Consider the following 26,104-nt stretch of genomic DNA (forward strand, 5'->3'; position numbering starts at 1 on the left):
ATGAGTTTAACGACACTCAAGCCTGAGTACCAAGCTCAGGAAAAAGAAATACAGAATACCATCTATCAACACATAGATCGCTGGGACGACATAGTGTTCAGCGCTGGTGCGGGTGCTGGTAAAACCTACGCACTGGTCGAAAGCTTGAAACACATCGTCAAGCACCATGGGCGCAGACTTTCAGAACACAATCAAAAAGTTATCTGCATCACCTATACCAATGCGGCAACTGCTGAAATTAAAGAGAGACTTGGAGACTCTCAGCTTATTTTTGTTTCCACTATCCATGAGCGGCTATGGGAGCTGATAAAAAACCACCAGAAACCTTTGGTTGCAATCCATAAAGGCAACTTGGCAAAGAAAATTGCCGAAATGGAACACGATATCTCTACCAACGCTGATCCCAAAGTTGAGCCGAAATTCCGTGTGTACCGTGCGCTGTCCCAGGAGCGAAGAGCTGAATTTGAGGACATAATCTCCGACAAATTAGACATTTACTACCGGTTGTACGACTCCCCAGCCAATAAGCTCAGAGACGGGTTGACCGATGTAGGAGAACAGTTCCCAGATATTTTGAAAAACGTGGGAAATTTCAAAAAAATTGTCGACACCATCTTGCGACTAAAAAAATACAAGGCCTGCATCGAGAAAATTGATTCCGATTTGGATGGCTACACAGAGGTTAGGTACGAATCCAGATTTAACAGGGACATCCTACATCGGATGATAATCAGCCATGATACCTTGCTAGAATACGGACAAGAGCTAGTCTCTCAGTACGATATTCTCAAAAAAATCATCATTGACAGCTTTCCCTATATCCTAATTGACGAGTTTCAAGATACAAACACTGCTGTTGTTACCATCATGCGGCAATTGTCGGCATACAGCAGTAAATTCGGACACAACTTCCTTGTCGGGTACTTCGGAGACGAGATGCAAAGCATCTATGATGATGGTATCGGCCACAACCTACCCACAATTCATGCAGGACTAGTTTCGGTAAACAAATTTCTTAATCGACGGTCGCATCAAGAAGTGATTGACACAATCAACAAGATTCGTGATGACAACACTGACCAAAAGTCCATCTATTCTGATTGCACTGGTGGTTCTGTGGAATTCTACGCGTACAAGAAGGATGGTCGCGCCCAAATTGATAACTCAGAGGCAGTCCTAAACTTTGCGAATAGATATGTAAATTTGTGGAACATTTCCCAGGAAAACAAACTTCATTGCCTTGTGCTAACCAATAAACTAGTCGCTACGCTTTCAAAATTTGAGAATGTCCATTCCGGTTTCACTGGAACGAAATACTACAAAAGATTCTGGGATCGGACGAATACCGAAGTTCTAAGTACCGATTTAACAAAGCTTGGAACGATTCCTCGTCTTTTTTTTGAAATTATGAATTTCCAGAGTAAGATCTCCAACCCAAGAACCCCTCTTGAGTCAATTATAGACCGTACCATTCTAGAAAATGCCAGTTTCGATGAACTGTCGACCTGTATAAAGAAATGCCAGGAACTGGCAGGCGAATCGATCGGTGGCTTCGTCGAGTCAATTTTCAACGAGTACGACGGTTCCCAGAGTTCCATTTTTTCCCAGAAAGTTGACCATATGTTCAACGGTTCTTTTAAATCTTATGATAATTTTTATAAGCATGTTTTTGATGAACTCTTTCCCAATATTGATACAGAGGATGAATCGGTTCTCGAATCAGTAAACAAACATGTTTCAGACCTGTTGTCCATCACGCTTGAAGAGTTCGGACGCTGGTATAGATTTATTGCTGATCAGCAAGACTCAGAAATCGAGTTTCACACTTATCATGGAGTGAAAGGGTTGGAATATGAAAACGTCATTGTCATAATGGAAAATGATTTCGGAAGAAATAGGGATAAATTTTCCTCGTTCTTCATGCATGTTGGAAATGATACTGTCCCAGAAGAAGACAAGGGCCGCGCAGAGTTCATGAACACCAAAAACCTCCTATATGTGTCGTGCTCGCGAGCAATTCGTAATCTTCGAGTGCTTTATCTCGATGATATAACAAAATTCGATAAAGGAATTAAATCAATCTTTCACGAAATTCATTGCTATCCCGACTGCTAAAACAAGTAAATCTTTAGTGTCGGGTTATTTTGGTAAATACTAATTTAGGTGGCGCATTGCCGTGATGATAGCATCTGGAACTTCAGCGCAATTTTCCACAGGATAACTACCGTTCCAGCAATAATGCTATATGCTGTAAGCAGCTATAGAAAAATGAAATGAAAAACAATAAAACACATAACAAGAAAAATGCACTCGGACGCCAAAAAGCTCCGCTCGTTCCTCGCTTTGCTTTTTGCCGCCGGCGATTTGCAGCGTTATCTCTACCCCGTGTTTGTCAAAGCATAGGAGGCCCGGCCAATGGCCGGGGCACGGTTCTCATCTACTATTATCCCGGATAATCGACAGCCGACCATCTTCGACGGATACCGACACAGGCGTATCGATGTTGAACCCGGCCTGCTCCAGCCAGGTACCTTTGAGAAGAAGAAATGGAATGATGCGGTTGCCGCTGCTAGGTTGGTTTTTCAATGTGTAGTCCCAGTGACCTTTGCGGATTTTCAGCTTGCGCTGTTTCATGATGTTGCTCCTTGTGCTTATTTCGAATTAAAAGCAATGGTGGTCAGGAGGTTCGAAACAGCCACAAGAACTGCTCTAGGTATTTCCCGAAGGTGTTTTATTCCCCAGACCTCCCGACCCTTACAGGCCGGTTTTCAGGCACAAAAACACCGCGGTTGGTTCGGGTTGCGGTTGCTTATTTGCCGTTTCGGCTTCGTCTCTTCCGCCACCAAACCATCACCCCCGTCACACTCAACACGATCACCACCATCCCCAACACTGTCGCAACCACCCGATAACCCACCCCACCCACCGCCGCAATATGCAGGCTGGTCAGCCAGGTGGTGATTGTATTCCCCGCTGCTTCCCCGGTGGGCAGGTAGTAGCCCAGCAGGGCCGCGTCCGTGGCGTCCACGTACACCCAGGTCTCCCCGAACCGTTCGTTCACGTCGCTGCTGGTGCGTGCCATCAGTTTGAGGGCGTTCTTGTGCGGGGTGTAGGCGAAGCGTTCCAGGGCGTGGATGGTCAGGTCGCGGTTTTGGGCCAGGTCTTCCAGGTTTTGGCGGGCGGCTTGGTAGCCGGGTTCCCAGCCGATTTGCGGTTGTGGGTTGGGGTTGGCCCGGGTGGGCACGGCGTCGAGCGGGTCGGCCTGGAAGCTGAGGAACAGGCCGGTGGTGGGGCGGTAGATTTCGTCGTAGAGGGTGAGGGCGGCGCCGCTCCAGGCGAAGACGAGCAGCAGGGCCCAGGGCCAGAGGCCGCCGGCGCGGTGCAGGTCGAAGGTGCGTTTGTGGCCGCCGGCGCGCCAGCGGATTTGCCAGGCTTTGGCCCAGCGTTTCCAGAATCGGCGGGGGCGTTGCCGGTCGTCGCGGCGGCGCGGTGGGGGGAAGGTGAGCCAGGCGCCGACGAAGCAGTCCAGGGTCCAGAGCAGGGCGATGAGGCCGAAGATCCAGGTGCCGAGGGTGCCCAGGGCCAGGGAGTGGTGCAGGCGATAGACGAAGGGCATCAGGTTGCTGACGCCCTGGCTCAGGTCGCCCCACAGGCGGCCGCCGAGGATCTGGCCGGTGTAGGGGTTCACGAACACTTCGTCGATGGGGAGCGCGGGTGCGTTTGCTTTTGGGCTGAGGAAGAAGCGCACCGGGCTGTGGGCGTCCGGGGGCGTGAGCATCATCCAGTGCACGTTGGCGTCCGGGTAGGCGGCGTCCACCTGGTCGCGCAGGGCGAAGGGCGAGAGCGGTTCGCTGTGCGCGGTCGGGGGCTCCACCTGCAGCCAGTGCGGGTTGATCAGGGCGTCCAGCTCGTAATACCACACCAGCAGGGCGCCGGTGAGGCCGGCGATGATCAGGAAGCCCGCCATCACCAGCCCCACGTAGCGGTGCAGGACCACCAGCCGTTGGCGCATCCTCATTCAGCGCGCCCCATTAAAACAGGTACTTCACGCGCGCCAGGTAGGTGCGGCCTTCTTCGCGGATCACGCCGTCGAACGAGCCGGGGGAGAAGATCTCCTCGTCGGTGACGTTGTTGAACAGCAGGTCCAGTTGCAGGGCGTCGGTGACCGCGTAGTAGGCGCCCAGGTCCACCCGGGTGTAGGCGGGCAGGGTGACGGTGTTGTCGGCGTTGGCGGGGCGTTCGTCCACGTAGGCGACGGTGCCGCCCAGGCTCAGGCCGGTGACGGCGTTGAGGTAGTAGCGGCTTTGCAGGGCGGCGGTGTGCAGGGGCACGTTGACGAAGCGCTTGCCTTCCAGGGCAGGGTCGTCGGTGCGCAGTACTTCGGTGTCGGTGTAGCCGTAGCCGGCGCGGAGGTAGAGGTTGCTGGTGGCGTAGCCGTCCACGGTGAGCTCGGCGCCTTGGGAGCGGGCGCGGCCTTGGGCCACCAGGAAGCCGGCGTTGAGCGGGTCGCTGATGGGCATGTTGTCCTTGTCGATGACGAAACCGGCGGCGTTGATGTTGAGGCGGCCGGCGGTAATGCGCACGCCCGCTTCGTATTGCACGCTTTCTTCCGCGTCCAGGGGTTGGCGGCCGGAGGTGGTGCCCTGTTGGGGCACGAAGGCTTCGTTGCGGCTGGCGTAGAGCGAGGTGCTATCGGTGAGGTCATAGACCAGGCCGAGCTGGGTGGTCCAGGCGGTTTCACTGAGTTTGGCGCGGGTGATGGCGTCGCCGGCCATGAAGTCGGTGGTTTTCTGGGATTGCTCCGCGTCGGTGTAGCGCAGGCCGGCGAGCAGGGTCCATTTGTCGGTGAAGGAAATGCGGTCCTGGACGAAGCCGGCGAGGATGCGGTCGCTCTGGATGAAGCCACGGTCGCGTGCCTTGGTGCTCAGGTCTATGGGGCCGTACACCGGGTTATACAGGTCGATAGGGGCCACCCGATAAAACTGGGTGGGCCGGGTGCTGTCGGATTCCCGGAAGTTCACGCCGGCGATAAAGCGGTGGGTCTGGCCGGCCAGGTTCGCCTCGCCGCTCAGGTCGAGGATCACTTCGTGGTCGGTTTGTTTGGCGTCGTCGCTGGCGAAGACCAGACGGTTGAGGGTGCGGAAATCCGCAGCCAGGCCGAGCGGGCCGTATTCCTTCCACTCCGCGCTGTTGCGGGTGTAGGCGTAGCTCAGCCGGGCGTCGATGGTGTCGGTGAGCGCCTGGGTGAGGCGGGCGTTCAGGTAGACGGAGTCCCGTTCGGTGGTGGCGTCTTTCCAGGCCACGTTGAAGTCGTCGCTGTAGTCGCCGTTGGGGTTGGGCTCGAAGGCGCCTTCCGCCGGCGCGCCGCCGGGCAGGGCGGTCCATTCGTTGCGCGAGTAGCTGCCTTCCACGGTGAGGTTGGTGGTGTCGGTGAGGTCCATGGTGACGTTGGGGGCCACGAACAGGCGCTCGTAGCCCCAGTAGTCCATGGAGGCGTTGCTGTCCTGGTGGGCCAGGTTCAGGCGGGCGCGCACCCGGTCGTTGAGCGGGCCGGTCACATCCAGGGTGGCGCGGTGGTAGTCGTAGCGGCCGTATTCGGCGCCCACTTCCGCCCGGTAGTAATCCAGCGGCTGCTTGGTGACCACGTTGATGGTGCCGCCGGGTTCCATCTGGCCGTACAGCACCGAGGCCGGCCCCTTGAGAATTTCCAGACGCTCCACGTTGGCGAGGTCGGTGGGGTGGTCGGTTTGGCGGAAGCCCAGGCCGTTGACGGATTGCTCCGCGTTGAAACCGCGGATCAGGAAGTCGTCGGCGAACATGTCGCGGCCGGAGCCCGAGCGGACGGCGCTGGGGGTGAGGCGGACGATGTCGCCGACGGTGTCGGCCTGGGCCAGCTCGAAGTTCTCCCGGTTATAGACGCTGACGCTTTGTGGGATGGCTTCCAGGGTGTCGTTTTTCTGGCGGCCGTAGACGGATACCGCGTCCAGGGTGTTGCTGCCCGCTTCCGGCGTCGCTTCCAATCGGTAGCCGCTGTCCACCCGAACGGCGGTGACGCCGCTGCCGGCCAGCAGGGCGCGCAGGGCCTGCTCCGGGGTGTAATCGCCGCTCAGCGCCGGTGCCTGCTTGCCGTCCAGCAGCGAGGCATCACCGCCGATGGCGAGCCCGGTCTGCCGGGCCAGGTCGATCACCGCCTGGTCCAGGGGCTGGGCGGGCAGGTTGATGGTTTGCGGTGCCTGGGTTTGGGCCTGGGCGGGTTGGATTAACAGTAGAGAGGGCAGCAGCGGGGTCAGCAAGCCGAGCAGCAAGAGCGCCTTCGGCGCGGTGGTTCCGGTGTTCATCCTTTGGCTCCAGCGTGGGTTCGCGGTGTTGTTGTCGCGTGTCTTACCTATGAAGACAAAGCAGGGGAGCCAATCGGGCAGTGGTGGCGGCAAATTTTTTTGTTCTTGGTGGTTTGGTGAGACGCCGGGAGGCTGGCTGTTGTAGGAGCGACTTCAGTCGCGATAAAGGAGTCTGTTGAGAACACCTATCGCGACTGAAGTCGCTCCTACAATGTTTTTCCGGCGGTTTGGGCGCGTTTCCGTCGTGGCGGTTATTGTGAGCGGGATCGGACGGTGACGTACCAGGGCGTAAGGTAGCGCACTTCCAGGTTGAGGGTGTCGGCGAGCAGGGCCAGGGCGGCGTCGCTGTCGTTGGCGGGGAGCACGCCGGTGAAGCGGGGCGCGTCCGGGGCGGTGAGGGCGTGGTCCAGGGTCAGCAGGCCGGGGCGGTGGCGGGCCAGGCGTTCGACCACTTCGGTGAGCGGCGCTTTGCTGAAGGCCAGGCGGCCGTCGGCCCAGTCCGGGCGTTGCCGTGGAGTATCGGCGCGGGCGATGACGCCTTGGCGGTTCAGGTCCGCCTGCTGGCCGGCGGTGAGATTGAGGGCGTCGCCGCCGTGGCGCGGTGTTACCGCCACGGTGGATTCCTGCACCGCCACCCGGGTAAAGCCGTCTTCCTGGCGCACGCTGTAGCGGGTGCCCAGGGCGGTGGCGGTGAGGTCCCGGGTGGTGACCTGGAAGGGCCGGTCCGGGGCCTTGGCCACGGTGGCCAGCAGCTCGCCGCGTACCAGTTTCACGGTGCGGCGGCTGTCGCTGTAGTCCAGGTCGATGGCGCTGCCGCTGTTGAGCACCACCTGGCTGCCATCGGGCAGGGTGAGGGTGCGGATCTCGCCGGCGGCGGTGCGGTAGTCGGCGCCCCAGTAGGCCCAGGGCAATTGCGCGCCGGCCAGCACCAGCAACAGCGCGGCGCCCAGGCCGGTGAGCCGGCGGCGCCGTTGACGGCGCCGGGCCTGAGCCGGTTCGGTGGCCTGCCACATACGCTGGATTTGCTCGAGCACCTGGCGGCGGCGCGGGTCCTTGGCCTGCCAGGTGTCGCACTCCGCCCGCAGGCGGTCTTGCTCGTCGGCGCCAGCGGTTTGCAGGGCGACCACCCATTCGGCGGCCTGCTGGCGGATGCGGTTCAGCTCGGACACGGCGCCTCCGCCAGGCTGTCGTAGAGGCGCGCGTGGCAGTGGGCGAAGGCCTTGGCCAGGTACTGTTTAACGCTGCTTTCGGACACCGACAGCCGGCCGGCGATCTGCCGGTAGGTCAGGCCTTCCAGCCGCGCCATCAGAAAGGCGCGGCGGGGCTTCTCTGGCAGCTCGTCCACCAGCAGCCTGAGCACCGTCACCAGCAGATCGTGGGCGGCGGCGATCTCCGCCGGGCCCCGCTCGTCCCGGGTCTCCACCAGAATCGCTACCTGGCGCAGCGCTTCCTCTTCCACCTGCCGGCGGTGGTGGCGATTGATCATCAGCCGGCTGGCGATGACCATCAGATAGGCACGCGGATCGCGCAGCGCCTCCAGGGACTGCTCGCCCAGAATCAGACGCAGGAAGGTGTCCTGGCTCAGATCCGCCGCGTCGTGGGGGCAGCGCAGCCGCCCCTGCAGCCAATGCGTCAGCCAGCCGTTGTGCGCCGCATACAGCTCGCCCAGTTCCCGTTGGGAACCGGGCAGCGGGGGCTGGCTGTCGGTGGCGGCGCCGGACATAGGGTTGCGGGTTACGCTTATAGGTGAGAGTGATTATCAATTAAAGGGGTGGAGGGTGCAAGGCGTTGCGGGTCGGACCACGGTAACTGCTTGATTCAAAGCTTCTTTGTGCTCTTTGGCTCGGTTTTTGGCGGCTTAAACGGATATTTTCATGGGGCAATCAGTACCTTCAAAGCGCGGGTACGGCGTAGAGCTGGTCTGCAAGGCCATTAAATGCCGGTTAACGCTCGTACAGGCCTCAAGAACAGAGAGACGGCTTAAAAATCAATGAGTAACCACGGTCCGACCCGAGGGCCAGAGTTCGGGCGTCTCCAATGTGACGATGATTTGATGGCGTTGGTAAACGTGCCGACCAAGGCAATGTGGTGTTTAATTTCGGCGGGGTAATAAAAACAAAAGGGAATTTATGGATATCTTCACCAGATTCAATCGGAAAGCCCTGCAAGATCGTCAGGTCGACACTTTAATCGGTCTGGCCAAGGGGATGAGTGCTGACGGCGAAGTGAATCAGGCGGAAGCTGAATTTCTGATGAGCTGGCTTGTACAGAACAGAGATGTCAGTGAAAGCCCCATCATAAAAAACTTGCTTCAGAAGGTGGCCACCATGTTGGAAGATGGTGTCCTGGATGAAGAAGAGTCCATGGAGCTCATCGGCATCTTGCGGCGCATCGCGGGGGAGCCGTCCGAGATTGGAGAGCTTGCCAAAACCTCCTCGCTTCCCCTGGACGATCCGGCCCCGACGATGACCTTCGACGGCAAAAAATTCCTGTTTACCGGAACTTGTGCGTACGGCACAAGGCGGCAATGTCACGGTGCCACGGAGGGGTTGGGAGGCGTTATCGCGAGCAGTGTTACGAAAGATCTGGATTACCTCGTTCTCGGGAGCTACGTGACCGACAGCTGGGCCCATGAGAGCTTCGGACGAAAAATCGAAAAAGCAGCGCAGTACAGAGACAGTGGTTTGCCGCTCAGAATTGTCAGTGAGGGGCACTGGGCTATTGCCGGAAAGCTGGACTGAATCGCGCTGTTCAGAGTGGGCGTGGGGGGAACGGGCGGGGCTTGGGGTTTGGGGTTTGGTGGGAAAAGGAGCAGAAATAGCGTGAGGCACAAAGGAATCCTGACTAAGTGGAATGACGAACGAGGTTTTGGCTTCATCGCGCCCTCCGGGGATGAAGAGCCGGTATTCGTGCACATCTCAGCGTTTCGCAGGGGGGAAGAGCGGCCGGTGGTGAATCGTTCCGTTACCTATCGGCTGGTACTGGATGAAAAGGCTCAGCGCTTCCGGGCGGTTGATGTGGACTATATGGCCAGTCGCCGCAGGACGCGCCGGCCCAGGAAAGGCCGCGGGCTGGCTCCGGTATTGCTGGTGGTCGCGGCTTTTTTCGCTGGATTATTGGTGATTCTGCCGCCGCTTGAGTGGCAGCGTGTGGCCAGTGTGTACGGTCTGGTGAGCCTGGTGACCTTTGCTTTGTACGGTCTGGATAAACGGGCAGCGCGGCGAGGTGCCTGGCGTACGGCCGAGGCACACCTTCATTTGCTTGAGCTCTTCGGCGGCTGGCCCGGTGCATTGCTGGCTCAGAGATTGTTTCGGCACAAGACGCGGAAGGTGTCATTCCGGGTCGTTTTCATCTTGGCGATCATCGCCAACCTGGCGGCTCTGGGCTGGATGCTGTACGCCCAGTCCGGGCAGGAGTTGCGGGGCCTTCTTGGCGTTAGTCGGGTGGACTTTGGGGCTTGGGGTATTTTGCCTTAGAGGCTTTTAATGTGCTGCCTTAACACGCAAAGCCCTGGCGTAGACGCGCGGCTCCGTTCCTGCCGCGCGGTTGATAGCGGGCGAGGCGGCCATGCAGCCCTTTGGATTTTGCTGGCATAGTCCGAGCTTTTACAGCGAGGGGGTATGCCATGAGTGCGAGCATGTTGGCGTTGTGGAGTTGTGGGCTGTTTTTCCTGACTGGTTTGCTGACCGGGGTTTGGAAGTACGCTCAGATTGAAGGCAGCGAGCGTGCCCGGGCGCATTACTATGTAGATACTGCCCACCGGGCCAGCCTGATGTACGCCTTCGCTTGCCTGGTGTTGGAACGTTTCGCCACGCTCAGTGTATGGCCGGAGTGGGTGAATGTGCTGGCGGTGCTGGCGTCGGTGCTGTTCTTCGCGTTGGCGGTGGGCAGCTATATTCTGCATGGGATGCTCAAGGACACGCGCAACCAGCTGCAAAAGCCCCACGCCTTTGGTCGCTGGTCCTTGCCGCCGTCGGTGATGAAGACCTTTATGTGGGCCCTGGTGATCGCCGAGATCGGCGGTTTTCTGGTGCTGCTGGCGGGCTTCGCCGCCGCCTAGGCCGGTGGCGCGGCGGGCCGACGTTTCAGTCTTGGATGGTTTCAGATGTTTGGCGGATCGAAAAACAAGAGCGTGACACTGCGTGAAGAGCGTAGCCCGGGGGATTATCGTTTTCTCGGTGTCACGCTTGAGAAAAACGGCGACCTGATTTTCGAAGGCCAGGACCTGGGCCAGGGCGTCCGCGACGCTTTCGGGTGCGCGGAGTACGAGTGGCGCTGGGCCGTGAAGGCCCCGGACGTGGACGTCCTGCGAAACGCGCTGGGCAGGCGTGGCAATGTATTGGATCTGCTCAAGAAGCGCTTCAGCGGCGCCAACGCCGCGGCGCTTCGGGGCTTCCTGGAAGAGCATGAGGTCCCGTTCGAATCCTGGAGCCGCATTGGCGATTAAAACCGCCACGGGGGGTAGTCGGGGTCGGACCACCGTAACCCATTGATTGTTATTAATTTAGTGCCCTAAAAACGCAGGATCAGCCCTTAGCTGCCGTTCTAAGGGGCCTGAAAGGGCAGCTAAGGCCCTTTTCGCTCCGAAAAAACGGATGAAATTTATATAAATCAATAGCTTGCCGTGGTCCGACCCCGGGGCGCCGCGCCCTGGGCGCCGCCGGGGCCGGGGCGGGGCGCTATTGGCTAGTCGGGGTCGGACCACCGTAACTCATTGATTGTTAATAATTTAGTGACCTGAAAGCGGCAGGATCAGCCCTTAGCTGCCGTTCTAAGGGGCCTGAAACGGCAGCTAAGGCCCCTTTCGCTCCGAAAAAACGAATGAAATTCAGATAAATCAATAGTTTGCCGTGGTCCGACCCCGGGGCGCTCCGGGGCGCCCTTGGGCGCCGCCGGGGCCGGCGCGGGGCGCTATTGCCGGGCGGTGGGCGTGACGCGCCAGATGGTGTTGGAGAGGTCGTCGGCGATGATCAGTGCGCCCTCCGGGTCCACGGTGACGCCCACCGGGCGGCCGCGGGCCTTGCCGTCGTCGCCGAGGAAGCCGGTGGCGAAGTCCACCGGGTCGCCGGCGGGTTGGCCGTTCTGGAAGGGCACGAACACCACCTTGAAGCCCACCGGGTCGCTGCGGTTCCAGCTGCCGTGCTCACCAACGAAGGCGCCTTCGGCGAACTGCTCGCCCATGGCCGGGTTGGAGAAGTCGACGCCCAGGGCCGCCACGTGGGAGCCCAGCGCGTAGTCCGGTTTGATGGCGCGCTCGACCATTTCCGGCTTCGGCGGTTTGACCCGGGTGTCCACGTTCTGGCCCCAGTAACTGTAGGGCCAGCCATAGAAGGCCCCTTCGCGCACCGACGTCAGATAGTCGGGCACCAGGTTGGGGCCGATTTCATCCCGCTCATTGGCCACCGCCCAGAGCTGGCCGGTATCCGGTTGGATGGTCAGTGCGGTGGGGTTGCGCAGGCCGGTGGCGAAGGGTCGGTGCAGACCGGTTTCCGCTTCGATCTGCCAGACCATGGCACGGTCTTCTTCCACTTCCATGCCACGCTCGCCGATGTTGCTGTTGGAGCCGATGCCCACGTACAGGAAGCGGCCATCCGGGCCGGCGGTCATGGCCTTGGTCCAGTGGTGGTTGATCACCGCCGGCAGGTCGGCGACCTTTTCCGGCGCGCCGCTGGCTTGGGTCTGGCCTTCTTCGTAGTCGAACCGCACCAGGGCGTCCTGGTTGGCCACATAAAGACTGTCATCAATGAGAGCCAGGCCATAGGGGGCGTTCAGGTTGTTGGCGAACACGCTTTGCTGTTCGTAGCGGCCGTCGCCGTCGGCATCGCGCAGCAGGGTGAGCCGGTTGCCGCTGTCCGCCGCGCTCTTGCCCTGCTTCTTGATGTAGCCGGCGATAACGTCCTTGGGACGCAGGGCCGGCGCGTTGCCGCCGGAGCCTTCCGCCACCAGGATGTCGCCATTGGGCAGCACCAGGGTTTGGCGGGGAATTTTCAGATCGGTGGCGATGGCCTCAATCTGGTAGCCGTCCGGCACGGTGGGTTTTTCATCGCCCCATTCCGCTGGCTGGGAGATGTTCATATTGGGCAGCAGGCCGCGCCGTGGTTCCGGCAGCGTGGGATTGGCGCCATGTTGCTCGGCGGGCTCGATCTGGTTTTCGCCGCCGCAGGCGGTCAGCGCGAACAGCAGCGGAAGCGACAGCAGGGGGATGGCATAGCGCATGTTATTTCACTCCTCCACGCAGACCTGAATAGCCCACCAGGCTGGCCACCAAGGCCAGCACCGTCGCCACCGCCGACAGCCATAAACCGGCGGGCATGGCCGCCCAGGCGTCCTTGGCATGCACCAGCGCGTTGATAAAGCCGAGTATCCACATCACCAGCAGCACAAGAAAATAGACGGCGTGCCTGGCGGTGCGGGCCGGGCCGCTGATCACCCATTCAATCAACGCCCACAGCAGCGCCAGGCCACCGCCCAGCAGGGCCCCGGCGATCAGCCAGGAGGCAAAGTTGGTCCATTGCACCTGATAGCTAGTGGAATAAGCCCAATCGCTGAGCAGCGCGCCCAGAAACAAGGGCAGGGGGAAGGCAAGCAAAATGGCGTGCAGAGGATGCAGCGCACGCCCGTAGGTCGTTGTGTTTGTGTCGGCCATAGTGGTTTCAAGTCCTTTGAAGATTACCCGATGTCTCGCATCTTCCAGGCCGGCAGTGAAGGCAGGAAGAACCGGACCGGCCAACCCCCGCCATTTTGACCACTCTTTACAATCCCACTTGGGGGTCGGACCACGCTAACATATTGATTTAATGACTTTTAAAGCCATAAAGCCGGGCTTTTTACGCCTTGGATGGGCTCCTTCAGGGGGCAAACCCGAATTTTGGCGGCGGAGGGCGGCACATGGCGTCTCTCTTTTGCTTGGCGGTCATGTATGGCGCTGCGAAACGCCGGCTAAGCGTTGAAATCGGCCCTCTCTGTAGCGAAAACTCTTATAAATCAGAAAGTAACCGTGGTCCGACCCCGGTGGTCCCGGTGGTCCTTGGTGTCACACGCCAGAAAAACGGCGACCTGGTCTTCGAGGGCCAGGACCTGGGCCAGGGCGTTCGTGACGCCTTCGGCTGCGCCGAGTACCAGTGGCGTTGGACCATCAAAGCGCCTGATGTTAAAACGCTGGAAGCCGCCCTTGGCGGCAAACACGATGCCCTTGAGTTGCTGCGCCGGCATTTTAGTGATGCCAACGCGTCCGGGCTTTATGGCTTCCTGCAGGAGCACGGCATCCCGTTTGAATCCTGGAGTCGCATCGGCGATTAAAAAGAACCCATACCAACAGGAGTGGGCCGCGGGCGCCCGGTAAGGTTCCATGGAAAAACGATTGTACGACGGCCTGAGCGAGGTGTTGTTCAGCGTGACTGAGGTTGATGGCGGCTTGGAGGCCGAACAGCTTACGGGCTTTGCGTCCATGCGCGGTTGCCATTCTCGAAATGGTTTGATGGTCGTTGGCCGGTCCGTGAATGGCTGGCTGGATGGGTGGAACGCGGTGGAACTCCGTGATGAGCAGAAACGGCAAAACGTCATTCAGGACATTGTGGGCCGATGCGAACCACCGGACTCCGATGGTCGCTGTCCTATGGCATGGGTCACCGATCAATGGGGTGATGAGAGACAATACAATACCGCGCGCTCCGCGTTCTGGCGGTGCATTGAGCGAGTCAGCCGAGAGATCGGGATCGTTCAGGATGGTGCTCCGGATTGGTCCTCTTACCTGGTTTGGACCAACCTGTACAAAGTGTCTCCCTGTGAGGGTGGAAACCCGCCTCCACGACTGATGGAAGCGCAGCATACCGCCTGCAGAAAGCTGCTTCACTCTGAGATTGAGGCCAGCGACGTACAGGCCATTCTTTTCCTTACCGGCCTGGACTGGGCTTATTCTTTTTTGCCTGAGATGACCGATATCCGCTTTGCTGGGGCGTTCACTAATTACGTTGCCTTATCAGGGTGGGTGCATAGCCTTGGGAGGAGTCCGGTTCCGCTGGTCGTGGCCTCTCACCCACAAGGAAAGCGGGAAGATGCATGGACCGGGGAAGTCCGGGAGGCTTTCCGGCGACTTCGCCGAGAACATAGGGATTTAACGGAGGAACTCTACGGCACGGAGCAACAGCTGACCGCCGGTTGAGGTGTGGCCCACGAACAAGCCAAGGAGCGGATTACCGGCCAGCTCCCGAACCCCCGCGGGTAACTCAATCCCCCAAGACGCCCGCCGGCAAAATCTGGATAATGGCGCCCAGCCAGGCCCCGTGCCACATTCGCCAACCGGTAGTCCCCCCATGGAAATCAAGGTCAACTTCCTCGACAACCTCCGCCTGGAGGCCAAATTCGACGACTTCACGGTGGTCACCGACCAGCCGATTCGCTACAAGGGCGACGGTTCGGCGCCCAGCCCGTTCGACTATTTCCTGGCGTCGTCGGCGCTGTGCGCGGCCTATTTCGTGAAGGTGTACTGCAAGGCGCGGGACATTCCCACGGACAATATCCGGCTGTCGCAGAACAACATCGTCGACCCGGAGAACCGCTACAACCAGATCTTCAAGATCCAGGTGGAGCTGCCGGAGGACATTTCCGATAAGGACCGGCAGGGCATCCTGCGTTCCATTGATCGCTGCACGGTGAAGAAGGTGGTGCAGACCGGCCCGGATTTCCAGATCGAGACCGTGGAGAATCTGGACGAGGACGCCCAGGCGTTGCTGGGGGCCGGCCTGGAAGAGGGCGCGCGTACCTTTATCGAGGGTAAGGACCGGCCGCTGGAGGAGACCATCGCCACCATGAGCCGGGCGTTGGAAGCCCTGGGCATGAAGATCGAGATCGCCTCCTGGCGCAACATCGTGCCCCACGTCTGGTCGCTGCACATCCGCGACGCGGCTTCGCCGATGTGCTTCACCAACGGCAAGGGCGCCACCAAGGAGAGCGCGCTCTGTTCCGCGCTCGGTGAGTTCATCGAGCGGTTGAACTGCAACTTCTTCTACAACGACCAGTTCTTCGGCGAAGAGATCGCCAACGCCGAGTTCGTGCATTACCCCAATGAACAATGGTTCCAGCCCGGCCCTGAGGATGAATTGCCGGCGGAGATTCTGGACGACCATTGCCGGGCCATCTACGACCCGGACGGCGAGCTGCAGGGCTCGAACCTGATCGACACCAATTCCGGCCGGGTGGACCGGGGCATCTGTTCGTTGCCGTTTGAGCGCCGCTCCGACGGCGAGACCGTGTGGTTTCCCTCCAACCTGATCGAGAACCTGTTTCTCAGCAACGGCATGAGCGCCGGCAACACCCTGGCCGAGGCCCAGGTGCAGTGCCTGTCGGAGATTTTCGAGCGGGCGGTGAAAAAGCAGATCATCGAAGAAGAACTGGCACTGCCGGACGTGCCCCAGGAGGTGCTGGCGAAGTACCCGAAACTGGTGGAAGGCGTCGAAGCGCTGGAAGCCCAGGGCTTCCCGGTGCTGGTCAAGGACGCCTCCCTGGGCGGCCAATTCCCGGTGGCCTGCGTGGCGCTGATGAACCCGCGCACCGGCGGTGTGTTCGCCTCCTTCGGTGCTCACCCGAGCATGGCGGTGGCGTTGGAGCGATCCCTCACCGAGCTGCTGCAGGGGCGTAGTTTCGAGGGCCTGAACGACTTCCCGCCGCCCACCTTCAACAGCCTGGCGGTGACCGAGCCGAACAACTTCGTGGAGCACTTCATCGACTCCAGCGGCGTGGTGTCCTGGCGCTTCTTCAGCGCCAAGGCGGACGTGGAATTCCACGAGTGGGATTTCTCCGGCACCACCGAGGAAGAAGCCGCGCGCCTGTTCGGCCTCCTTGAGGAGCAGGGCAAGGAAGTCTACACCGCCGCCTACCATGACCTGGGCGCGCCGGCCTGCCGCATCCTGGTGCCGGGCTATTCCGAGGTCTACCCGGTGGAAGACCTGGTCTGGGACAACACCAACAAGGCCCTGGATTACCGCGAGGACCTCCTCAATCTGCACCGCCTGGACGACGACCAGCTCGCCGCCCTGGTGGAGCATCTGGAAGAAAGCCAGATTGATGACTACACCGACATCGTCACCCTGATCGGCATCGAGTTCGACGAGAACACCGTCTGGGGCCAGCTCACCGTGCTGGAACTGAAGCTGCTGATTAACCTGGCCCTGGGCCAGCACGACGAGGCCCTGGAGCGCACCGAGGCGTTCCTGCAGTTCAACGACAACACGGTGGAACGCAACCTGTTCTACCGCGCCGTCAGCGCGGTGCTGGAAATCACCCTGGACGACGAGCTGGAACTGGGCGACTACCTGACCAACCTGGGCCGCATGTACGGCGAAGACACCATGGCCGAGGTGGTCGGCGCGGTGAACGGCAGCGTCCGCTTCCCCGGTCTCACCCCCACCAACATGCAGCTCGAAGGCCTGGACCGTCACCTGCGCCTGATCGAAAGCTACAAGAAACTCCACGCCGCCCGCGCGGCCAGGGCTGGCCTTCGTCCGGCCGGCCAAGCGTTTGCGTTCGAGTAATCAGGAAAGGTGTGCGTCGGGCATCAGGTGGCGTCGTCCCAGTTCAGTTCCTCAATAAAGCTGTCGTAATCGTAGTCGGCGACGCCGCTGTTTTCCCCGTCCCGGAGCATTTTCCTGAGCGTACCGAGACGGGTCTCCGAGTCTTCAAGCAGGCGCAGCCCGGCCCGGACTACCTCGCTGGTGGAGCTGTAGCGTCCGCTGTTCAGCTGCTCCGCGACGAAGGTGTCGAAATGCTCGCTAGGTCGTGACGCAAGATACCGGGGCACCACGGTCAGTCAGGCGGCTCGCTCCGTGCTTGAGCCAGGCCGAGGATGCCGCCGGTCACGTAGCCGATCAGATCCGCGTAATGAGCTTTAAAGTCCGAGGACTGGAAGCGGTTGCCGGTGAGCACGTTGATGCGCAGGTTGTCCGAGAACACGCCCATGACGGAGGCCACCATCAGTTGGTAGGCAAGGCCGCGCTGGCGTTCGTCCAGGGCCGGAACGGCGGCGCCGATGGTGGCCATGAAGCGCTGGGCGATGGCGTCGAACTGGTCGGCGATCAGCAGTAGCACGGTGGACCGGGTGGTGCTCAGCTGGGCGGTCAGGCGCAGGTAATTTCTCCAGCCTTCGCTTTCCTGGCTGCGTGTCAGCAGCGGCCGGGCGAACGCATCGACGATGGGTGCCAGCCCGTCGGCGCCCTGGGCGACCGGTTCGGCCTGGCGCAGCATGCGCTCCCGGTCCCCATTGATCAGGCCGGCCCGCCGCGCCACTACCGCCTGGAACAGCTTTTCCTTGCCGCCGAAATGGTCATTGATGGCGGCGAGCCGGGTCCCGGCGGCCTGGGTGATCGTCCGCACCGGCACACCGTGGTAGCCGTTGTCGGCGAACAGCAGTTCGGCGGCGTCGAGCAGCCTGTCCGGGGTGGAAGGGGAGCTGGGCATGGAGTCTCCGCGGGTTGGCGCGTTTGCACACTTGGAACGGGTGTTCCGGTGGTGTTACTTTAGACGGAACATTTGTTCCGTTCCAGGTGGATCCCATGAAGGTGCGAAGAGTGTTCGACCCCGACGCGGGCCGGGTGGTGTGTCAGGTGCTGTCCGACGGGGCCTGGGCGGCATCGGAGGCGGTGCCGGATTTTTGCCACTATGTGGGCCCGGCCGGTGGCGGCGATGCCGGCGGCGGCGCCCTGCTGCCGTTCCAGCCGTTGTCGTTCCGTGACTTCATGCTTTACGAGCGCCATGTGATCGACGCTACCCGTGGTTATACGCGCCGCTTTATGCCGGCGGCCTACCGGGTCGCCCGGGCCTGCGAAAAGGTCACCGGCAGGGCGTTCCCGCCGTTTCGGCCGCACAAACTATGGTACCGGCAACCGATCTACTATATGAGCAACGCGCTGACCTTCGTCGGCTCCGGCACACCGGTGAGCGCGCCTTCCTACAGCCGGGCCCTGGATTACGAACTGGAACTGGGCGCGGTGTTGGCCAAGCCGTTGCTGAACGCCACGCCGGAGCAGGCGCTGGATGCCATTGGCGGTTTCGTGGTGCTTAACGATTTCAGTGCCCGCGATGTGCAGCGCGAGGAAATGGCCAGCGGCTTCGGGCCGCAAAAAGCCAAGCATTTCCGAAGCTCCATGTCAGAGGTGCTGGTCACCGCCGACGAACTGCTCGACGACATGAACGCCCTGGCGGCGCGCGTGCTGATCAATGACCGGCCGGTGGTGGAAACCTCCACGGGGGGCATGCGCTACGGCCTGGCGGAAGTGATCGCCCGGGTGTCCCGGGACGAACCGCTGTTCCCGGGGGAGCTGTTCGGCAGTGGCACGCTGCCGGGCGGGAGCGGCATGGAAAACGGCCACTGGCTGAAGCCCGGTGACAGGCTGCGCATGGAAATCGACGGCGTGGGCAGGGTCGAGCATAAGGTGGTGGCGTGATGGCTGATGCTGCGAATAGTGCCGGCGCGGCCCGGGTCAGACCCTCGCGGATTGTCGATCTCTCCAAGGAGATCGCCTTCAACCGCAATGATCCGTTTTTTATGAGGGTGAAGATCAAGCACCACGCCCACCGCCGCTCGAAATGGCTGGTGCGGGCCCTGGGGCTGCCGTTTCGCCTGTTCCCCAAACGCTTCGCCGGCTGGGCGGACGACACCATCACCCGCATGGGCGTGCACTCCACCACCCACATTGACGCGCCCTGGCATTACGGGCCCACCGATGACCAGGGGAACCGCCTCGACGCCATCGAGGCCATGCCTCTGGAGTTGTGTTTCGGGCCCGGCGTGGTGTTCGACATGACCCATAAAGCCGACGGCGACGCGATTACCGTCGCCGATATGGAGCAGGCCCTGGCACGCAGCGGGGCGACGCTGGCGCCGGGCTGCATCGCCTTGATTCGTACCGGGCGCGACCGCTTCCAGGGCAGCAAACAGTACTGGAAGGTTGGCACCGGCATGAGCGGCCCGGCCACGGAGTGGCTGATTGATCAAGGCGTCCAGGTGATGGGCATCGACCAGTGGGGCTGGGATCTGCCGTTCCATTACCAGATCGCCAAGGCGCGCAAAGAGCGGGACGACGCGCTGTTCTGGGAAGGCCACCTGGTGGGCCGGCGTAAGCCGTACTGGCAGATGGAGCAACTTCGGGGCCTGGACCAGCTGCCGGCGTGCGGGTTCGATGTGTCCGTGTTCCCGCTACGGATAAAGGGCGCCTCGGCGGCGCCGGCCCGGGTGGTGGCGTTCCTCTACGACTGAAACCGGCGCCGCCCGGTTTTAACGCTGCACTTTGAACACACCGGTGGCGCGGGCGCAGGGGGCGCCGTCGGCGAGCACGGTGGCGCTGGCGAAGCTGAGGCCGCGCCCCACCCGGGTGACTTCGGCGCGGAATTCCAGCCACTGGTCGACCCGGGCGCTACCGAGGAAATCCAGGTTCAGATTAACGGTGACTAGGCCCTTGGCGTCGACCAGATGCGGCAGGCAGCTTAACCCCATGGCGTTATCGCACAGGGCGGAGAGCAGGCCGCCATGGACAAAGCCCCGGCTGTTGGCGTGGGCGTCACCGGCCCGCAGGCCCAGGCTGATGCCGTTGTCGTGGGGACGGTGATAGATCGGTTCCCAGGGGGCGGTGAAGCCGCTTTTGCGGGTGTGAGGCTGGAAGCCTGCGGGGACACTGGTCATGGCCATGCTCCAAAATATGATGTAGACCAGTCTATATAATATTGGGCCGAAAGCCATCCTCAATAAGCATCGATCAGCGCCGCCACCTGCGCGCAGGCGTCCTGGATCGGCGCCGGCTCGCGGGCCACGCGGGCCTGGATCAGCGCCCCTTCCAGGGCGGAGATGGCCAGCGAAGCGAGGCGTTGGGCGCCGGCGTCGTCCGGGGCCTCGGGATCGATCAGGGTGGCGAGCGTCCGCCGCCAGGCCGCGTAGGCGTCGCTGGCGGCGGCGGTGATCGGGGCCGATTGGGGGGCGACTTCCAGCACCGTGGTGGCCAGGGGGCAGCCGTCGCGGTAATCGGAGTCGGCCAACCAGCCGGCCAGCAGGTCGCCGTAGGCGCGCAGGGCGTCGCCGGCGCTACCGTGGTCCAGGGCCAGCCGCTCCAGGGTGCCGGTGACCAGGGCGCCGGCATGGCGGATGGCCGCCGCGCCCAGCTCTTCCTTGCCGCCGGGAAAGTAGTGGTAGAACGACCCCTTGGGGGCACCGGCCTGTTTCAAAATGTCGTTGATGCCGGTGGCCGCATAGCCCTGCTGGCGAAACAGGCGGGCGGCGGTGTGGATCAGGCTAGTGTGGTGCTTGGGGCGGGCTCCCATGACGCACTCCATCGAAAATACGTAGACCGGTCTGTATGGTGACACAATCCGGTTGTCCGGTGTTTGTGAGTGTGGAGTCCATGAAACAGCACGATGATTTTCACCTTTGGAAAACCGATCTGTTGGGCGCGCTGCTGCTCTATGGCGGTTTCGCCTTTGCCCTGGTGCCGGCCTTTCTGCACCGTTCCTTCCCGCTGGGCATTCTGATCGGCACGGCGCTGGTGGGCAGTTTCTTCCTGCGCAACGTCAAGGATCACTTCGGCTTTTTCCAGCTGCCGAAGTATGCGGTGGTGATCAATTGCTATGTCGGTGGCCTGATTATCTCGGCGGTCTGGTATGGCCTGTCCCAGGGCATGCTCAACTAGGACCTCGATCTTGTAGGAGCGACGTAGGAGCGACTTCAGTCGCGATCCCGGGTGCCCTTGATACAACGTTGATCCAACCGCGGATCGCGACTGAAGTCGCTCCTACAAGCTTTTCTACAGCGGTGTTATGGGGGGCTGTTGTTTTGCGCTTTCTCCTCCAGCCGTTTCAGGCGCTGGTCCATGCCCCGCAGCAGATCGAGCATTTCCTGGCGTTCGTCATGGGCGCGCTGGTTGGCCTGGTCGCGCTCTTCCTTTAGCTCCAGGTCGTGCACTTCCTGGGTGGCGTTGACGATGATGGCGATAAACAGGTTCAGCACCATGAAGCTGGAGATCAGGATAAAGGGCACGAAGAACACCCAGGCATGGGGGTACTGCTCCATCACCGGGCGGGCCACGCCCATGGACCAGCTTTCCAGGGTCATGATCTGGAACAGGGTGTAGATGCTGGCGCCCAGGGTGCCGAACCAGTCCGGGAAGGCGTCGCCGAACAGCTCCGTGCCCATCACCCCGAAGATGTAGAACATCATCAGCAGCAGGGCGGCGGTCCAGCCGATGCCGGGCAGGGAATGCATCAGCGATTCCACCAGCATGCGCAGCCGCTTGATGGTGGAGAGCAGGCGCAGCACCCGCAGAATGCGCAGGCTGCGCAGAATCGCCAGGGGCCCGGCCGCCGGCGCCAGCGCGATGCCGACGATCACGAAGTCGAACACGTTCCAGCCGGAGCGGAAAAAACGCGGGCCCAAGGCCAGCAGTTTGGCGGCGATCTCCACCACGAACACGGCCAGGATCAGGCTGTTCAACAGGCCCAGCAGTTCGCCGGCGGCGTCCATCACCTGCCTGGAGGTCTCCAGCCCCAATACCACGGCGTTGAGAATGATCAGGCCGGTGATGAAGTGCCGCACCGCCGGGGATTCCACCCAGTGGCCCAGCCGGGCCCGCCAACCGTTGATTGCCTGTGTCGTCATGCCTTGTTCCGTCGCGCCGGATGATTGTCGGCGCGCAGTATACCCACCGGCGTTGGCCGGCGCTGCCCCGGTCCGGGGTTGGAGGCGGCGCGGAGGGTTAACGTGGCCGTCATCCCTGACCTGTTATCTCTCGAGGAAGGATTACGCCAACGGGCAGCCACTGGCTACGGCTATCGCTTTCTTCGATTGGCTGAATTGGATCAATAGGCTGAGCAAGGGTAAACCTATAGCAATCACAGGCGTGTTTTTTCAGGGAGAATGACCATGACCGAGAGCAAATGCCCCTTTCACCAGACCGCCGGCGGCGGCACCACCAATCAGGATTGGTGGCCCAACCAGCTGCGCATCGACATCCTTCACCAGCACGCGCCGGTGACCAGCCCCATGGACCCGGACTTCGAGTACGCCGAGGCGTTCAAGAGTCTGGACCTGGCGGCGCTGAAGAAAGACCTCACCGAGCTGATGACCGATTCCCAGGACTGGTGGCCGGCGGATTTCGGTCACTATGGTCCGCTGTTCATCCGCATGGCCTGGCACAGCGCCGGCACCTACCGGCTGGGTGATGGCCGTGGCGGCGCCGGCACCGGCACCCAGCGGTTCGCCCCGCTCAACAGCTGGCCGGACAACGTCAATCTGGATAAGGCCCGACGGCTGCTGTGGCCGATCAAGAAAAAGTACGGCAACAAGATTTCCTGGGCCGACCTGATCGTGCTCACCGGCAACGTGGCCCTGGAATCCATGGGCTTCGAGACGTTCGGCTTCGCCGGCGGCCGCGAGGATCTCTACGAACCGGAGACCGACATCTACTGGGGTGAGGAAGGCGATTGGCTCGGCACCGACAAGCGCTACTCTGGCGACCGTGACCTGGAGGACCCGCTGGGTGCCACCACCATGGGCCTGATCTATGTGAACCCGGAAGGTCCGGAAGGGGAGCCGGACCCGCTGAAAGCGGCCCACGATATCCGCGAGACCTTTGGCCGCATGGCCATGGACGACGAGGAAACCGTGGCCCTGATCGCCGGTGGTCACACCTTCGGCAAGACCCACGGCGCCGGCGACCCGGGTCTGATCGGGCCAGAGCCGGAAGCGGCGCCCATTGAATCCATGGGCCTGGGCTGGCACAGCCGCCACGGCAGCGGTTTCGGCGACGACACCATCACCGGCGGCCCGGAAGTGACCTGGACCAAAACCCCCACGCAGTGGAGTCACTACTTCTTCGAGAACCTGTTCGGCCACGAATGGGAGCTGGAGAAAAGCCCGGCGGGCGCCTACCAGTGGGTGGCCAAGGACGCCGACGCGGACATTCCCTACGCCCACGACGCCAGCAAGAAGCGCAAGCCCACCATGCTGACCACGGACCTGTCGCTGCGCTTCGACCCGGCCTACGAAAAGATCTCCCGGCGCTTCTACGAGAACCCGGAGGAATTCGCCGACGCCTTCGCCCGCGCCTGGTATAAGCTGACCCACCGGGACATGGGCCCCATAGAGCGCTACCTGGGCCCGGAAGTACCGCAGGAAGAACTGATCTGGCAGGACCCGGTACCCAAGGTGGACCACACCCTGATCGATGACCAGGACATTGCCGCCCTCAAGGCGAAGGTCCTGGACAGCGGCCTGTCGATCCCGGACCTGGTGAAAGCCGCCTGGGCGTCCGCGTCCACCTATCGCGGTTCCGACATGCGTGGTGGCACCAACGGTGCCCGGGTGCGGCTGGCGCCCCAGAAGGACTGGGCGGTGAACGATCCGAGCAACCTGGACAAGGTGCTGAAGGCGCTGGAAGGCATCCAGGCGGAATTCAACGGCGCCGCCTCCGGTGGCAAGAAAGTGTCGCGGGCGGACCTGATCGTACTGGCCGGCGCGGCGGCGGTGGAGAAAGCCGCGGAGAAGGGCGGTCACCACGTCACCGTGCCGTTTACCCCGGGCCGCACCGACGCTTCCCTGGAACAGACCGATGTGGATTCCTTCAAGTACCTGGAGCCGTTCGTGGACGCCATGCGCAACTACCGCAAGGCCAAAGCCACGGTGGACGCGGAGCACCTGATGATCGACCGTGCCCAGTTGCTCACCGTCACCGCCCCGGAACTGACCGTGCTGGTGGGCGGCATGCGCGCGCTCAACGCCAACTACGACGGCGCCGAGCACGGGGTCTTCACCGACCGCCCGGAAACGCTCAGTAACGACTTCTTCAAAACCGTCGTGGACATGAGCATTGCCTGGGCGCCGGTGTCCGGCGAGGACGAGTACCTGTTCGAAGGCCGCGACCGGTCCACCGGCAAGCTGCGCTGGACCGCCACCCGGCTCGACCTGATCTTCGGCGCCAACTCCCAGCTCCGTGCCCTCTCCGAGGTGTACGGCGCCGACGACGCCGAAGCCAAGTTCGTGAAGGACTTCGTGGCCGCCTGGGCCAAGGTCATGGATCTGGGGCGGTTCTGATCCATCGCCAGCGGGCGCCCCGGGAGTAACACAATTACCCTCGGAGGCGCCGCTCCCCTTCTTGATTCAATGTAATCTTCGTGAGACATTAAAGCGTTTAATGACTTATGAAGATTGCATTATGCCCGCTCCTTATCGTCCCTCTCCGGCGGCCCGCCGAGCCTTGCGGAAACTGGGCGAGGATATCCGCGAAGCCCGCCTGCGCCGTAATCTGTCCATGGAAATCGTGGCCGAGCGCGCCGCGACTTCCCGCGCCACCCTGACCCGTCTGGAGAAGGGGGACACGGCGGTGAGCGTCGGGATTCTGGCCGGTGTGCTGCAGGCCCTGGGCATGCTGCCCCGGCTGGCGGACCTGGCCGACAGCGCCAAGGACCCCCAAGGGCTTGAGATCAGTCGGGAATCGCTGCGCCAGCGGGCCTCATCGCCGCGTCCGAGGGTCGACAAGGATGAGTGACGTCGAGGTGTTTCTGGATTGGCGGCGCCGGAATTGTCGCGTTGGCCTGTTGCGCCGCCATGCCAGCCGGGGCCGGGAAACAGTGACCTTCGAGTACGCGCCGGAGTGGTTGGCGGCGGACCACCGCTTTTCCATGGACCCGGCGCTGCCGGTGGGGCCGGGCCTGTTTCGCCCCCCGGCGGGCGCGGAAATGTTCGGCACCCTGGGCGATTCCGCGCCGGACACCTGGGGCCGCATGCTGATGCGCCGCCGGGAACGGCGCGCGGCGGAACGGGAAGGCCGGGCGGTGCGCACCCTCCACGAGACCGACTTTCTGCTCGGTGTCTCGGACCAGACCCGGCTTGGCGCGCTGCGCTTTCGGTGGGAAGGGGACGAGGTCTTTCAGGCGCCTCAGTCCCGGGGCGTGCCGGACCTGCTTGCATTGGGGGATTTGCTCGGAGCTTCGGAGCGGATCGTTCGCGGTGACGAGACCGATGACGACCTGCGCATGATCTTCGCGCCAGGCTCTTCGCTGGGTGGCGCCCGCCCCAAGGCGTCCGTGATTGATCAGCACGGACGGCTGGCGATCGCCAAGTTCCCCAAGGAAACCGACGAGTATTCCCTGGAACGCTGGGAGGCCATCACCCTGGATCTCGCGGAGCGGGCGGGGATCCGCGCGGCCGACCACGAATTGCATGAAGTGGCCGGGCGGCCGATCTTGTTGTCCCGCCGATTCGACCGCGACGGTGATGAGCGGATTCCTTTCCTGTCGGCCATGTCGATGACCGAGCACCGGGATGGCGAACGGGGCAGCTATCTGGAGATCGTCGATGCTCTTGCCGAGCAAGGCGCGAGTGCCCGCGAGGATCGCCGGGAACTGTTCCGGCGAGTGGCGTTTTCCATCCTGGTTTCCAACGTGGACGATCATCTGCGCAATCACGGATTCTTGTGGCAAGGCGGGGCCGGCTGGTCCCTGTCGCCGGCCTATGACCTCAACCCCACGCCCCAGGATATGAAAGCCCGCGTATTGGCCACCAACATCGATCTGGATGATGGCACCTGCTCCATCGAATTGCTGCGCTCCGTGGCGGACGAATTTTCCCTCAAACTGACGGAAGCGGATGCGTGCATTCGGGAAGTGGCGGAGGCGTGTCAGGGTTGGCGTGATGCGGCGAAAAAGCGGGGCGCCCCCGCCGCCGAAATCAAGCGCATGGAAAGCGCCTTCGAGCATGAGGACCTGGCCATCGCCAGCGGTTTGTAGAAGCG

At 61.7% G+C, this 26,104-nt stretch carries 26 protein-coding genes; 14 read left to right on the forward strand and 12 right to left on the reverse strand.

The window, feature by feature from the left end; genetic code table 11:
* Positions 1 to 2,115, forward strand: a complete 2,115-nt coding sequence (locus FGS76_RS17220; protein ID WP_138773877.1) for a UvrD-helicase domain-containing protein — start codon at positions 1 to 3, stop codon at positions 2,113 to 2,115.
* A gap of 318 nt (positions 2,116 to 2,433) precedes the next feature.
* Here the strand turns inward: FGS76_RS17220 and FGS76_RS17225 are convergent, their stop codons facing one another.
* The 5 genes from FGS76_RS17225 to FGS76_RS17245 all read right to left on the reverse strand — a co-directional run bounded on the left by FGS76_RS17225 (position 2,434) and on the right by FGS76_RS17245 (position 8,061).
* Positions 2,434 to 2,634: a SymE family type I addiction module toxin gene (locus FGS76_RS17225; RefSeq protein ID WP_138773878.1), complete on the reverse strand. Its 201-nt coding sequence runs from the start codon at positions 2,632 to 2,634 to the stop codon at positions 2,434 to 2,436.
* Between the two features lie 175 nt (positions 2,635 to 2,809).
* Positions 2,810 to 4,018 carry a PepSY-associated TM helix domain-containing protein gene (locus FGS76_RS17230; RefSeq protein WP_138773879.1) on the reverse strand — a complete coding sequence of 403 codons (1,209 nt, stop codon included), beginning with the start codon at positions 4,016 to 4,018 and terminating at the stop codon, positions 2,810 to 2,812.
* A 13-nt stretch (positions 4,019 to 4,031) separates the two neighbouring features.
* On the reverse strand, positions 4,032 to 6,338 hold the full coding sequence (locus tag FGS76_RS17235; protein WP_138773880.1) for a TonB-dependent siderophore receptor: 2,307 nt from the start codon (positions 6,336 to 6,338) through the stop codon (positions 4,032 to 4,034).
* Positions 6,339 to 6,589: 251 nt separating this feature from the next.
* Positions 6,590 to 7,507 (reverse strand): FecR family protein, encoded by a 918-nt coding sequence (locus FGS76_RS17240; protein ID WP_138773881.1) that lies wholly within the window; start codon positions 7,505 to 7,507, stop codon positions 6,590 to 6,592.
* The gene (locus tag FGS76_RS17245) at positions 7,495 to 8,061 is read right to left on the reverse strand and encodes a sigma-70 family RNA polymerase sigma factor (RefSeq protein WP_138773882.1); all 567 of its coding nucleotides are present in this window, start codon (positions 8,059 to 8,061) and stop codon (positions 7,495 to 7,497) included. Before FGS76_RS17245 ends, FGS76_RS17240 begins: the two co-directional genes overlap by 13 nt.
* A 406-nt stretch (positions 8,062 to 8,467) precedes the next feature.
* On the opposite strand from FGS76_RS17245, the gene FGS76_RS17250 reads away from it, so the two are divergent.
* The 4 genes from FGS76_RS17250 (at position 8,468) to FGS76_RS17265 (ending at position 10,785) form a co-directional block, all read left to right on the forward strand.
* Positions 8,468 to 9,079: a BRCT domain-containing protein gene (locus tag FGS76_RS17250; protein ID WP_138773883.1), complete on the forward strand. Its 612-nt coding sequence runs from the start codon at positions 8,468 to 8,470 to the stop codon at positions 9,077 to 9,079.
* 81 nt (positions 9,080 to 9,160) lie between these two features.
* Positions 9,161 to 9,814 (forward strand): DUF1294 domain-containing protein, encoded by a 654-nt coding sequence (locus tag FGS76_RS17255; protein WP_138773884.1) that lies wholly within the window; start codon positions 9,161 to 9,163, stop codon positions 9,812 to 9,814.
* Positions 9,815 to 9,963: 149 nt separating this feature from the next.
* On the forward strand, positions 9,964 to 10,398 hold the full coding sequence (locus FGS76_RS17260; RefSeq protein ID WP_138773885.1) for a hypothetical protein: 435 nt from the start codon (positions 9,964 to 9,966) through the stop codon (positions 10,396 to 10,398).
* Between the two features lie 72 nt (positions 10,399 to 10,470).
* On the forward strand, positions 10,471 to 10,785 hold the full coding sequence (locus tag FGS76_RS17265) for a hypothetical protein (protein ID WP_138773886.1): 315 nt from the start codon (positions 10,471 to 10,473) through the stop codon (positions 10,783 to 10,785).
* Between the two features lie 464 nt (positions 10,786 to 11,249).
* Here FGS76_RS17265 and FGS76_RS17270 read toward each other — a convergent pair whose 3' ends face one another.
* Both FGS76_RS17270 and FGS76_RS17275 read right to left on the reverse strand, forming a co-directional pair.
* Entirely contained in the window at positions 11,250 to 12,554 is a 1,305-nt protein-coding gene (locus tag FGS76_RS17270) for a PQQ-dependent sugar dehydrogenase (RefSeq protein WP_138773887.1), read from the reverse strand.
* Between the two features lies 1 nt (position 12,555).
* A complete protein-coding gene (locus FGS76_RS17275) occupies positions 12,556 to 12,984 on the reverse strand; it encodes a DUF2231 domain-containing protein (RefSeq protein WP_138773888.1) in 429 nt (142 codons plus the stop codon).
* A gap of 242 nt (positions 12,985 to 13,226) precedes the next feature.
* Between FGS76_RS17275 and FGS76_RS17280 the strand changes: the two genes are divergently transcribed.
* The 3 genes from FGS76_RS17280 (at position 13,227) to FGS76_RS17290 (ending at position 16,867) form a co-directional block, all read left to right on the forward strand.
* Positions 13,227 to 13,637, forward strand: a complete 411-nt coding sequence (locus tag FGS76_RS17280; protein WP_138773889.1) for a hypothetical protein — start codon at positions 13,227 to 13,229, stop codon at positions 13,635 to 13,637.
* Positions 13,638 to 13,686: 49 nt separating this feature from the next.
* Positions 13,687 to 14,499 (forward strand): hypothetical protein, encoded by an 813-nt coding sequence (locus FGS76_RS17285; RefSeq protein ID WP_138773890.1) that lies wholly within the window; start codon positions 13,687 to 13,689, stop codon positions 14,497 to 14,499.
* Between the two features lie 151 nt (positions 14,500 to 14,650).
* Positions 14,651 to 16,867: an OsmC domain/YcaO domain-containing protein gene (locus tag FGS76_RS17290; protein WP_138773891.1), complete on the forward strand. Its 2,217-nt coding sequence runs from the start codon at positions 14,651 to 14,653 to the stop codon at positions 16,865 to 16,867.
* A 23-nt stretch (positions 16,868 to 16,890) separates the two neighbouring features.
* Here FGS76_RS17290 and FGS76_RS17295 read toward each other — a convergent pair whose 3' ends face one another.
* A complete protein-coding gene (locus FGS76_RS17295; RefSeq protein WP_138773892.1) occupies positions 16,891 to 17,133 on the reverse strand; it encodes a type II toxin-antitoxin system ParD family antitoxin in 243 nt (80 codons plus the stop codon).
* A 5-nt stretch (positions 17,134 to 17,138) separates the two neighbouring features.
* Positions 17,139 to 17,789, reverse strand: a complete 651-nt coding sequence (locus tag FGS76_RS17300) for a TetR/AcrR family transcriptional regulator (RefSeq protein WP_138773893.1) — start codon at positions 17,787 to 17,789, stop codon at positions 17,139 to 17,141.
* 95 nt (positions 17,790 to 17,884) lie between these two features.
* On the opposite strand from FGS76_RS17300, the gene FGS76_RS17305 reads away from it, so the two are divergent.
* Positions 17,885 to 18,775 (forward strand): fumarylacetoacetate hydrolase family protein, encoded by an 891-nt coding sequence (locus FGS76_RS17305; protein WP_138773894.1) that lies wholly within the window; start codon positions 17,885 to 17,887, stop codon positions 18,773 to 18,775.
* Positions 18,775 to 19,587, forward strand: a complete 813-nt coding sequence (locus tag FGS76_RS17310; RefSeq protein ID WP_205717283.1) for a cyclase family protein — start codon at positions 18,775 to 18,777, stop codon at positions 19,585 to 19,587. Before FGS76_RS17305 ends, FGS76_RS17310 begins: the two co-directional genes overlap by 1 nt.
* 18 nt (positions 19,588 to 19,605) lie before the next feature.
* On the opposite strand, the gene FGS76_RS17315 is transcribed toward FGS76_RS17310, so the two are convergent.
* Positions 19,606 to 20,010, reverse strand: coding sequence for a PaaI family thioesterase (locus tag FGS76_RS17315; protein ID WP_170214503.1), 405 nt, complete (start codon positions 20,008 to 20,010; stop codon positions 19,606 to 19,608).
* Between the two features lie 59 nt (positions 20,011 to 20,069).
* A complete protein-coding gene (locus tag FGS76_RS17320; protein ID WP_138773896.1) occupies positions 20,070 to 20,642 on the reverse strand; it encodes a TetR/AcrR family transcriptional regulator in 573 nt (190 codons plus the stop codon).
* 80 nt (positions 20,643 to 20,722) lie between these two features.
* Between FGS76_RS17320 and FGS76_RS17325 the strand changes: the two genes are divergently transcribed.
* Positions 20,723 to 21,007 carry a hypothetical protein gene (locus tag FGS76_RS17325; RefSeq protein ID WP_138773897.1) on the forward strand — a complete coding sequence of 95 codons (285 nt, stop codon included), beginning with the start codon at positions 20,723 to 20,725 and terminating at the stop codon, positions 21,005 to 21,007.
* Positions 21,008 to 21,132: 125 nt separating this feature from the next.
* On the opposite strand, the gene FGS76_RS17330 is transcribed toward FGS76_RS17325, so the two are convergent.
* Complete coding sequence (locus tag FGS76_RS17330) at positions 21,133 to 21,972, reverse strand: ion transporter (protein WP_138773898.1); 840 nt, start codon at positions 21,970 to 21,972, stop codon at positions 21,133 to 21,135.
* Positions 21,973 to 22,236: 264 nt separating this feature from the next.
* Between FGS76_RS17330 and katG the strand changes: the two genes are divergently transcribed.
* The 3 genes from katG to FGS76_RS17345 all read left to right on the forward strand — a co-directional run bounded on the left by katG (position 22,237) and on the right by FGS76_RS17345 (position 26,099).
* Positions 22,237 to 24,405: a catalase/peroxidase HPI gene (gene katG, locus FGS76_RS17335; RefSeq protein WP_205717284.1), complete on the forward strand. Its 2,169-nt coding sequence runs from the start codon at positions 22,237 to 22,239 to the stop codon at positions 24,403 to 24,405.
* Between the two features lie 121 nt (positions 24,406 to 24,526).
* On the forward strand, positions 24,527 to 24,859 hold the full coding sequence (locus tag FGS76_RS17340; protein ID WP_138773900.1) for a helix-turn-helix domain-containing protein: 333 nt from the start codon (positions 24,527 to 24,529) through the stop codon (positions 24,857 to 24,859).
* Positions 24,852 to 26,099, forward strand: a complete 1,248-nt coding sequence (locus tag FGS76_RS17345; protein WP_138773901.1) for a type II toxin-antitoxin system HipA family toxin — start codon at positions 24,852 to 24,854, stop codon at positions 26,097 to 26,099. Before FGS76_RS17340 ends, FGS76_RS17345 begins: the two co-directional genes overlap by 8 nt.
* The last annotated feature ends 5 nt before the right edge of the window (positions 26,100 to 26,104 follow it).

This window comes from Alloalcanivorax gelatiniphagus, assembly GCF_005938655.1.
In the GTDB taxonomy this organism is placed as follows: domain Bacteria; phylum Pseudomonadota; class Gammaproteobacteria; order Pseudomonadales; family Alcanivoracaceae; genus Alloalcanivorax; species Alloalcanivorax gelatiniphagus.

Bases quoted from the DNA above. Each gene is read 5' to 3' on its own strand.
- FGS76_RS17220 (WP_138773877.1), top strand. From the start codon at position 1: ATGAGTTTAACGACACTCAAGCCTGAGTACCAAGCTCAGGAAAAAGAA.
- FGS76_RS17225 (WP_138773878.1), bottom strand. From the start codon at position 2,634: ATGAAACAGCGCAAGCTGAAAATCCGCAAAGGTCACTGGGACTACACA.
- FGS76_RS17230 (WP_138773879.1), bottom strand. From the start codon at position 4,018: ATGAGGATGCGCCAACGGCTGGTGGTCCTGCACCGCTACGTGGGGCTG.
- FGS76_RS17235 (WP_138773880.1), bottom strand. From the start codon at position 6,338: ATGAACACCGGAACCACCGCGCCGAAGGCGCTCTTGCTGCTCGGCTTG.
- FGS76_RS17245 (WP_138773882.1), bottom strand. From the start codon at position 8,061: ATGTCCGGCGCCGCCACCGACAGCCAGCCCCCGCTGCCCGGTTCCCAA.
- FGS76_RS17250 (WP_138773883.1), top strand. From the start codon at position 8,468: ATGGATATCTTCACCAGATTCAATCGGAAAGCCCTGCAAGATCGTCAG.
- FGS76_RS17260 (WP_138773885.1), top strand. From the start codon at position 9,964: ATGAGTGCGAGCATGTTGGCGTTGTGGAGTTGTGGGCTGTTTTTCCTG.
- FGS76_RS17270 (WP_138773887.1), bottom strand. From the start codon at position 12,554: ATGCGCTATGCCATCCCCCTGCTGTCGCTTCCGCTGCTGTTCGCGCTG.
- FGS76_RS17275 (WP_138773888.1), bottom strand. From the start codon at position 12,984: ATGGCCGACACAAACACAACGACCTACGGGCGTGCGCTGCATCCTCTG.
- FGS76_RS17280 (WP_138773889.1), top strand. From the start codon at position 13,227: ATGGCGTCTCTCTTTTGCTTGGCGGTCATGTATGGCGCTGCGAAACGC.
- FGS76_RS17285 (WP_138773890.1), top strand. From the start codon at position 13,687: ATGGAAAAACGATTGTACGACGGCCTGAGCGAGGTGTTGTTCAGCGTG.
- FGS76_RS17290 (WP_138773891.1), top strand. From the start codon at position 14,651: ATGGAAATCAAGGTCAACTTCCTCGACAACCTCCGCCTGGAGGCCAAA.
- FGS76_RS17300 (WP_138773893.1), bottom strand. From the start codon at position 17,789: ATGCCCAGCTCCCCTTCCACCCCGGACAGGCTGCTCGACGCCGCCGAA.
- FGS76_RS17305 (WP_138773894.1), top strand. From the start codon at position 17,885: ATGAAGGTGCGAAGAGTGTTCGACCCCGACGCGGGCCGGGTGGTGTGT.
- FGS76_RS17310 (WP_205717283.1), top strand. From the start codon at position 18,775: ATGGCTGATGCTGCGAATAGTGCCGGCGCGGCCCGGGTCAGACCCTCG.
- FGS76_RS17315 (WP_170214503.1), bottom strand. From the start codon at position 20,010: ATGACCAGTGTCCCCGCAGGCTTCCAGCCTCACACCCGCAAAAGCGGC.
- FGS76_RS17320 (WP_138773896.1), bottom strand. From the start codon at position 20,642: ATGGGAGCCCGCCCCAAGCACCACACTAGCCTGATCCACACCGCCGCC.
- FGS76_RS17325 (WP_138773897.1), top strand. From the start codon at position 20,723: ATGAAACAGCACGATGATTTTCACCTTTGGAAAACCGATCTGTTGGGC.
- FGS76_RS17330 (WP_138773898.1), bottom strand. From the start codon at position 21,972: ATGACGACACAGGCAATCAACGGTTGGCGGGCCCGGCTGGGCCACTGG.
- katG (WP_205717284.1), top strand. From the start codon at position 22,237: ATGACCGAGAGCAAATGCCCCTTTCACCAGACCGCCGGCGGCGGCACC.
- FGS76_RS17340 (WP_138773900.1), top strand. From the start codon at position 24,527: ATGCCCGCTCCTTATCGTCCCTCTCCGGCGGCCCGCCGAGCCTTGCGG.
- FGS76_RS17345 (WP_138773901.1), top strand. From the start codon at position 24,852: ATGAGTGACGTCGAGGTGTTTCTGGATTGGCGGCGCCGGAATTGTCGC.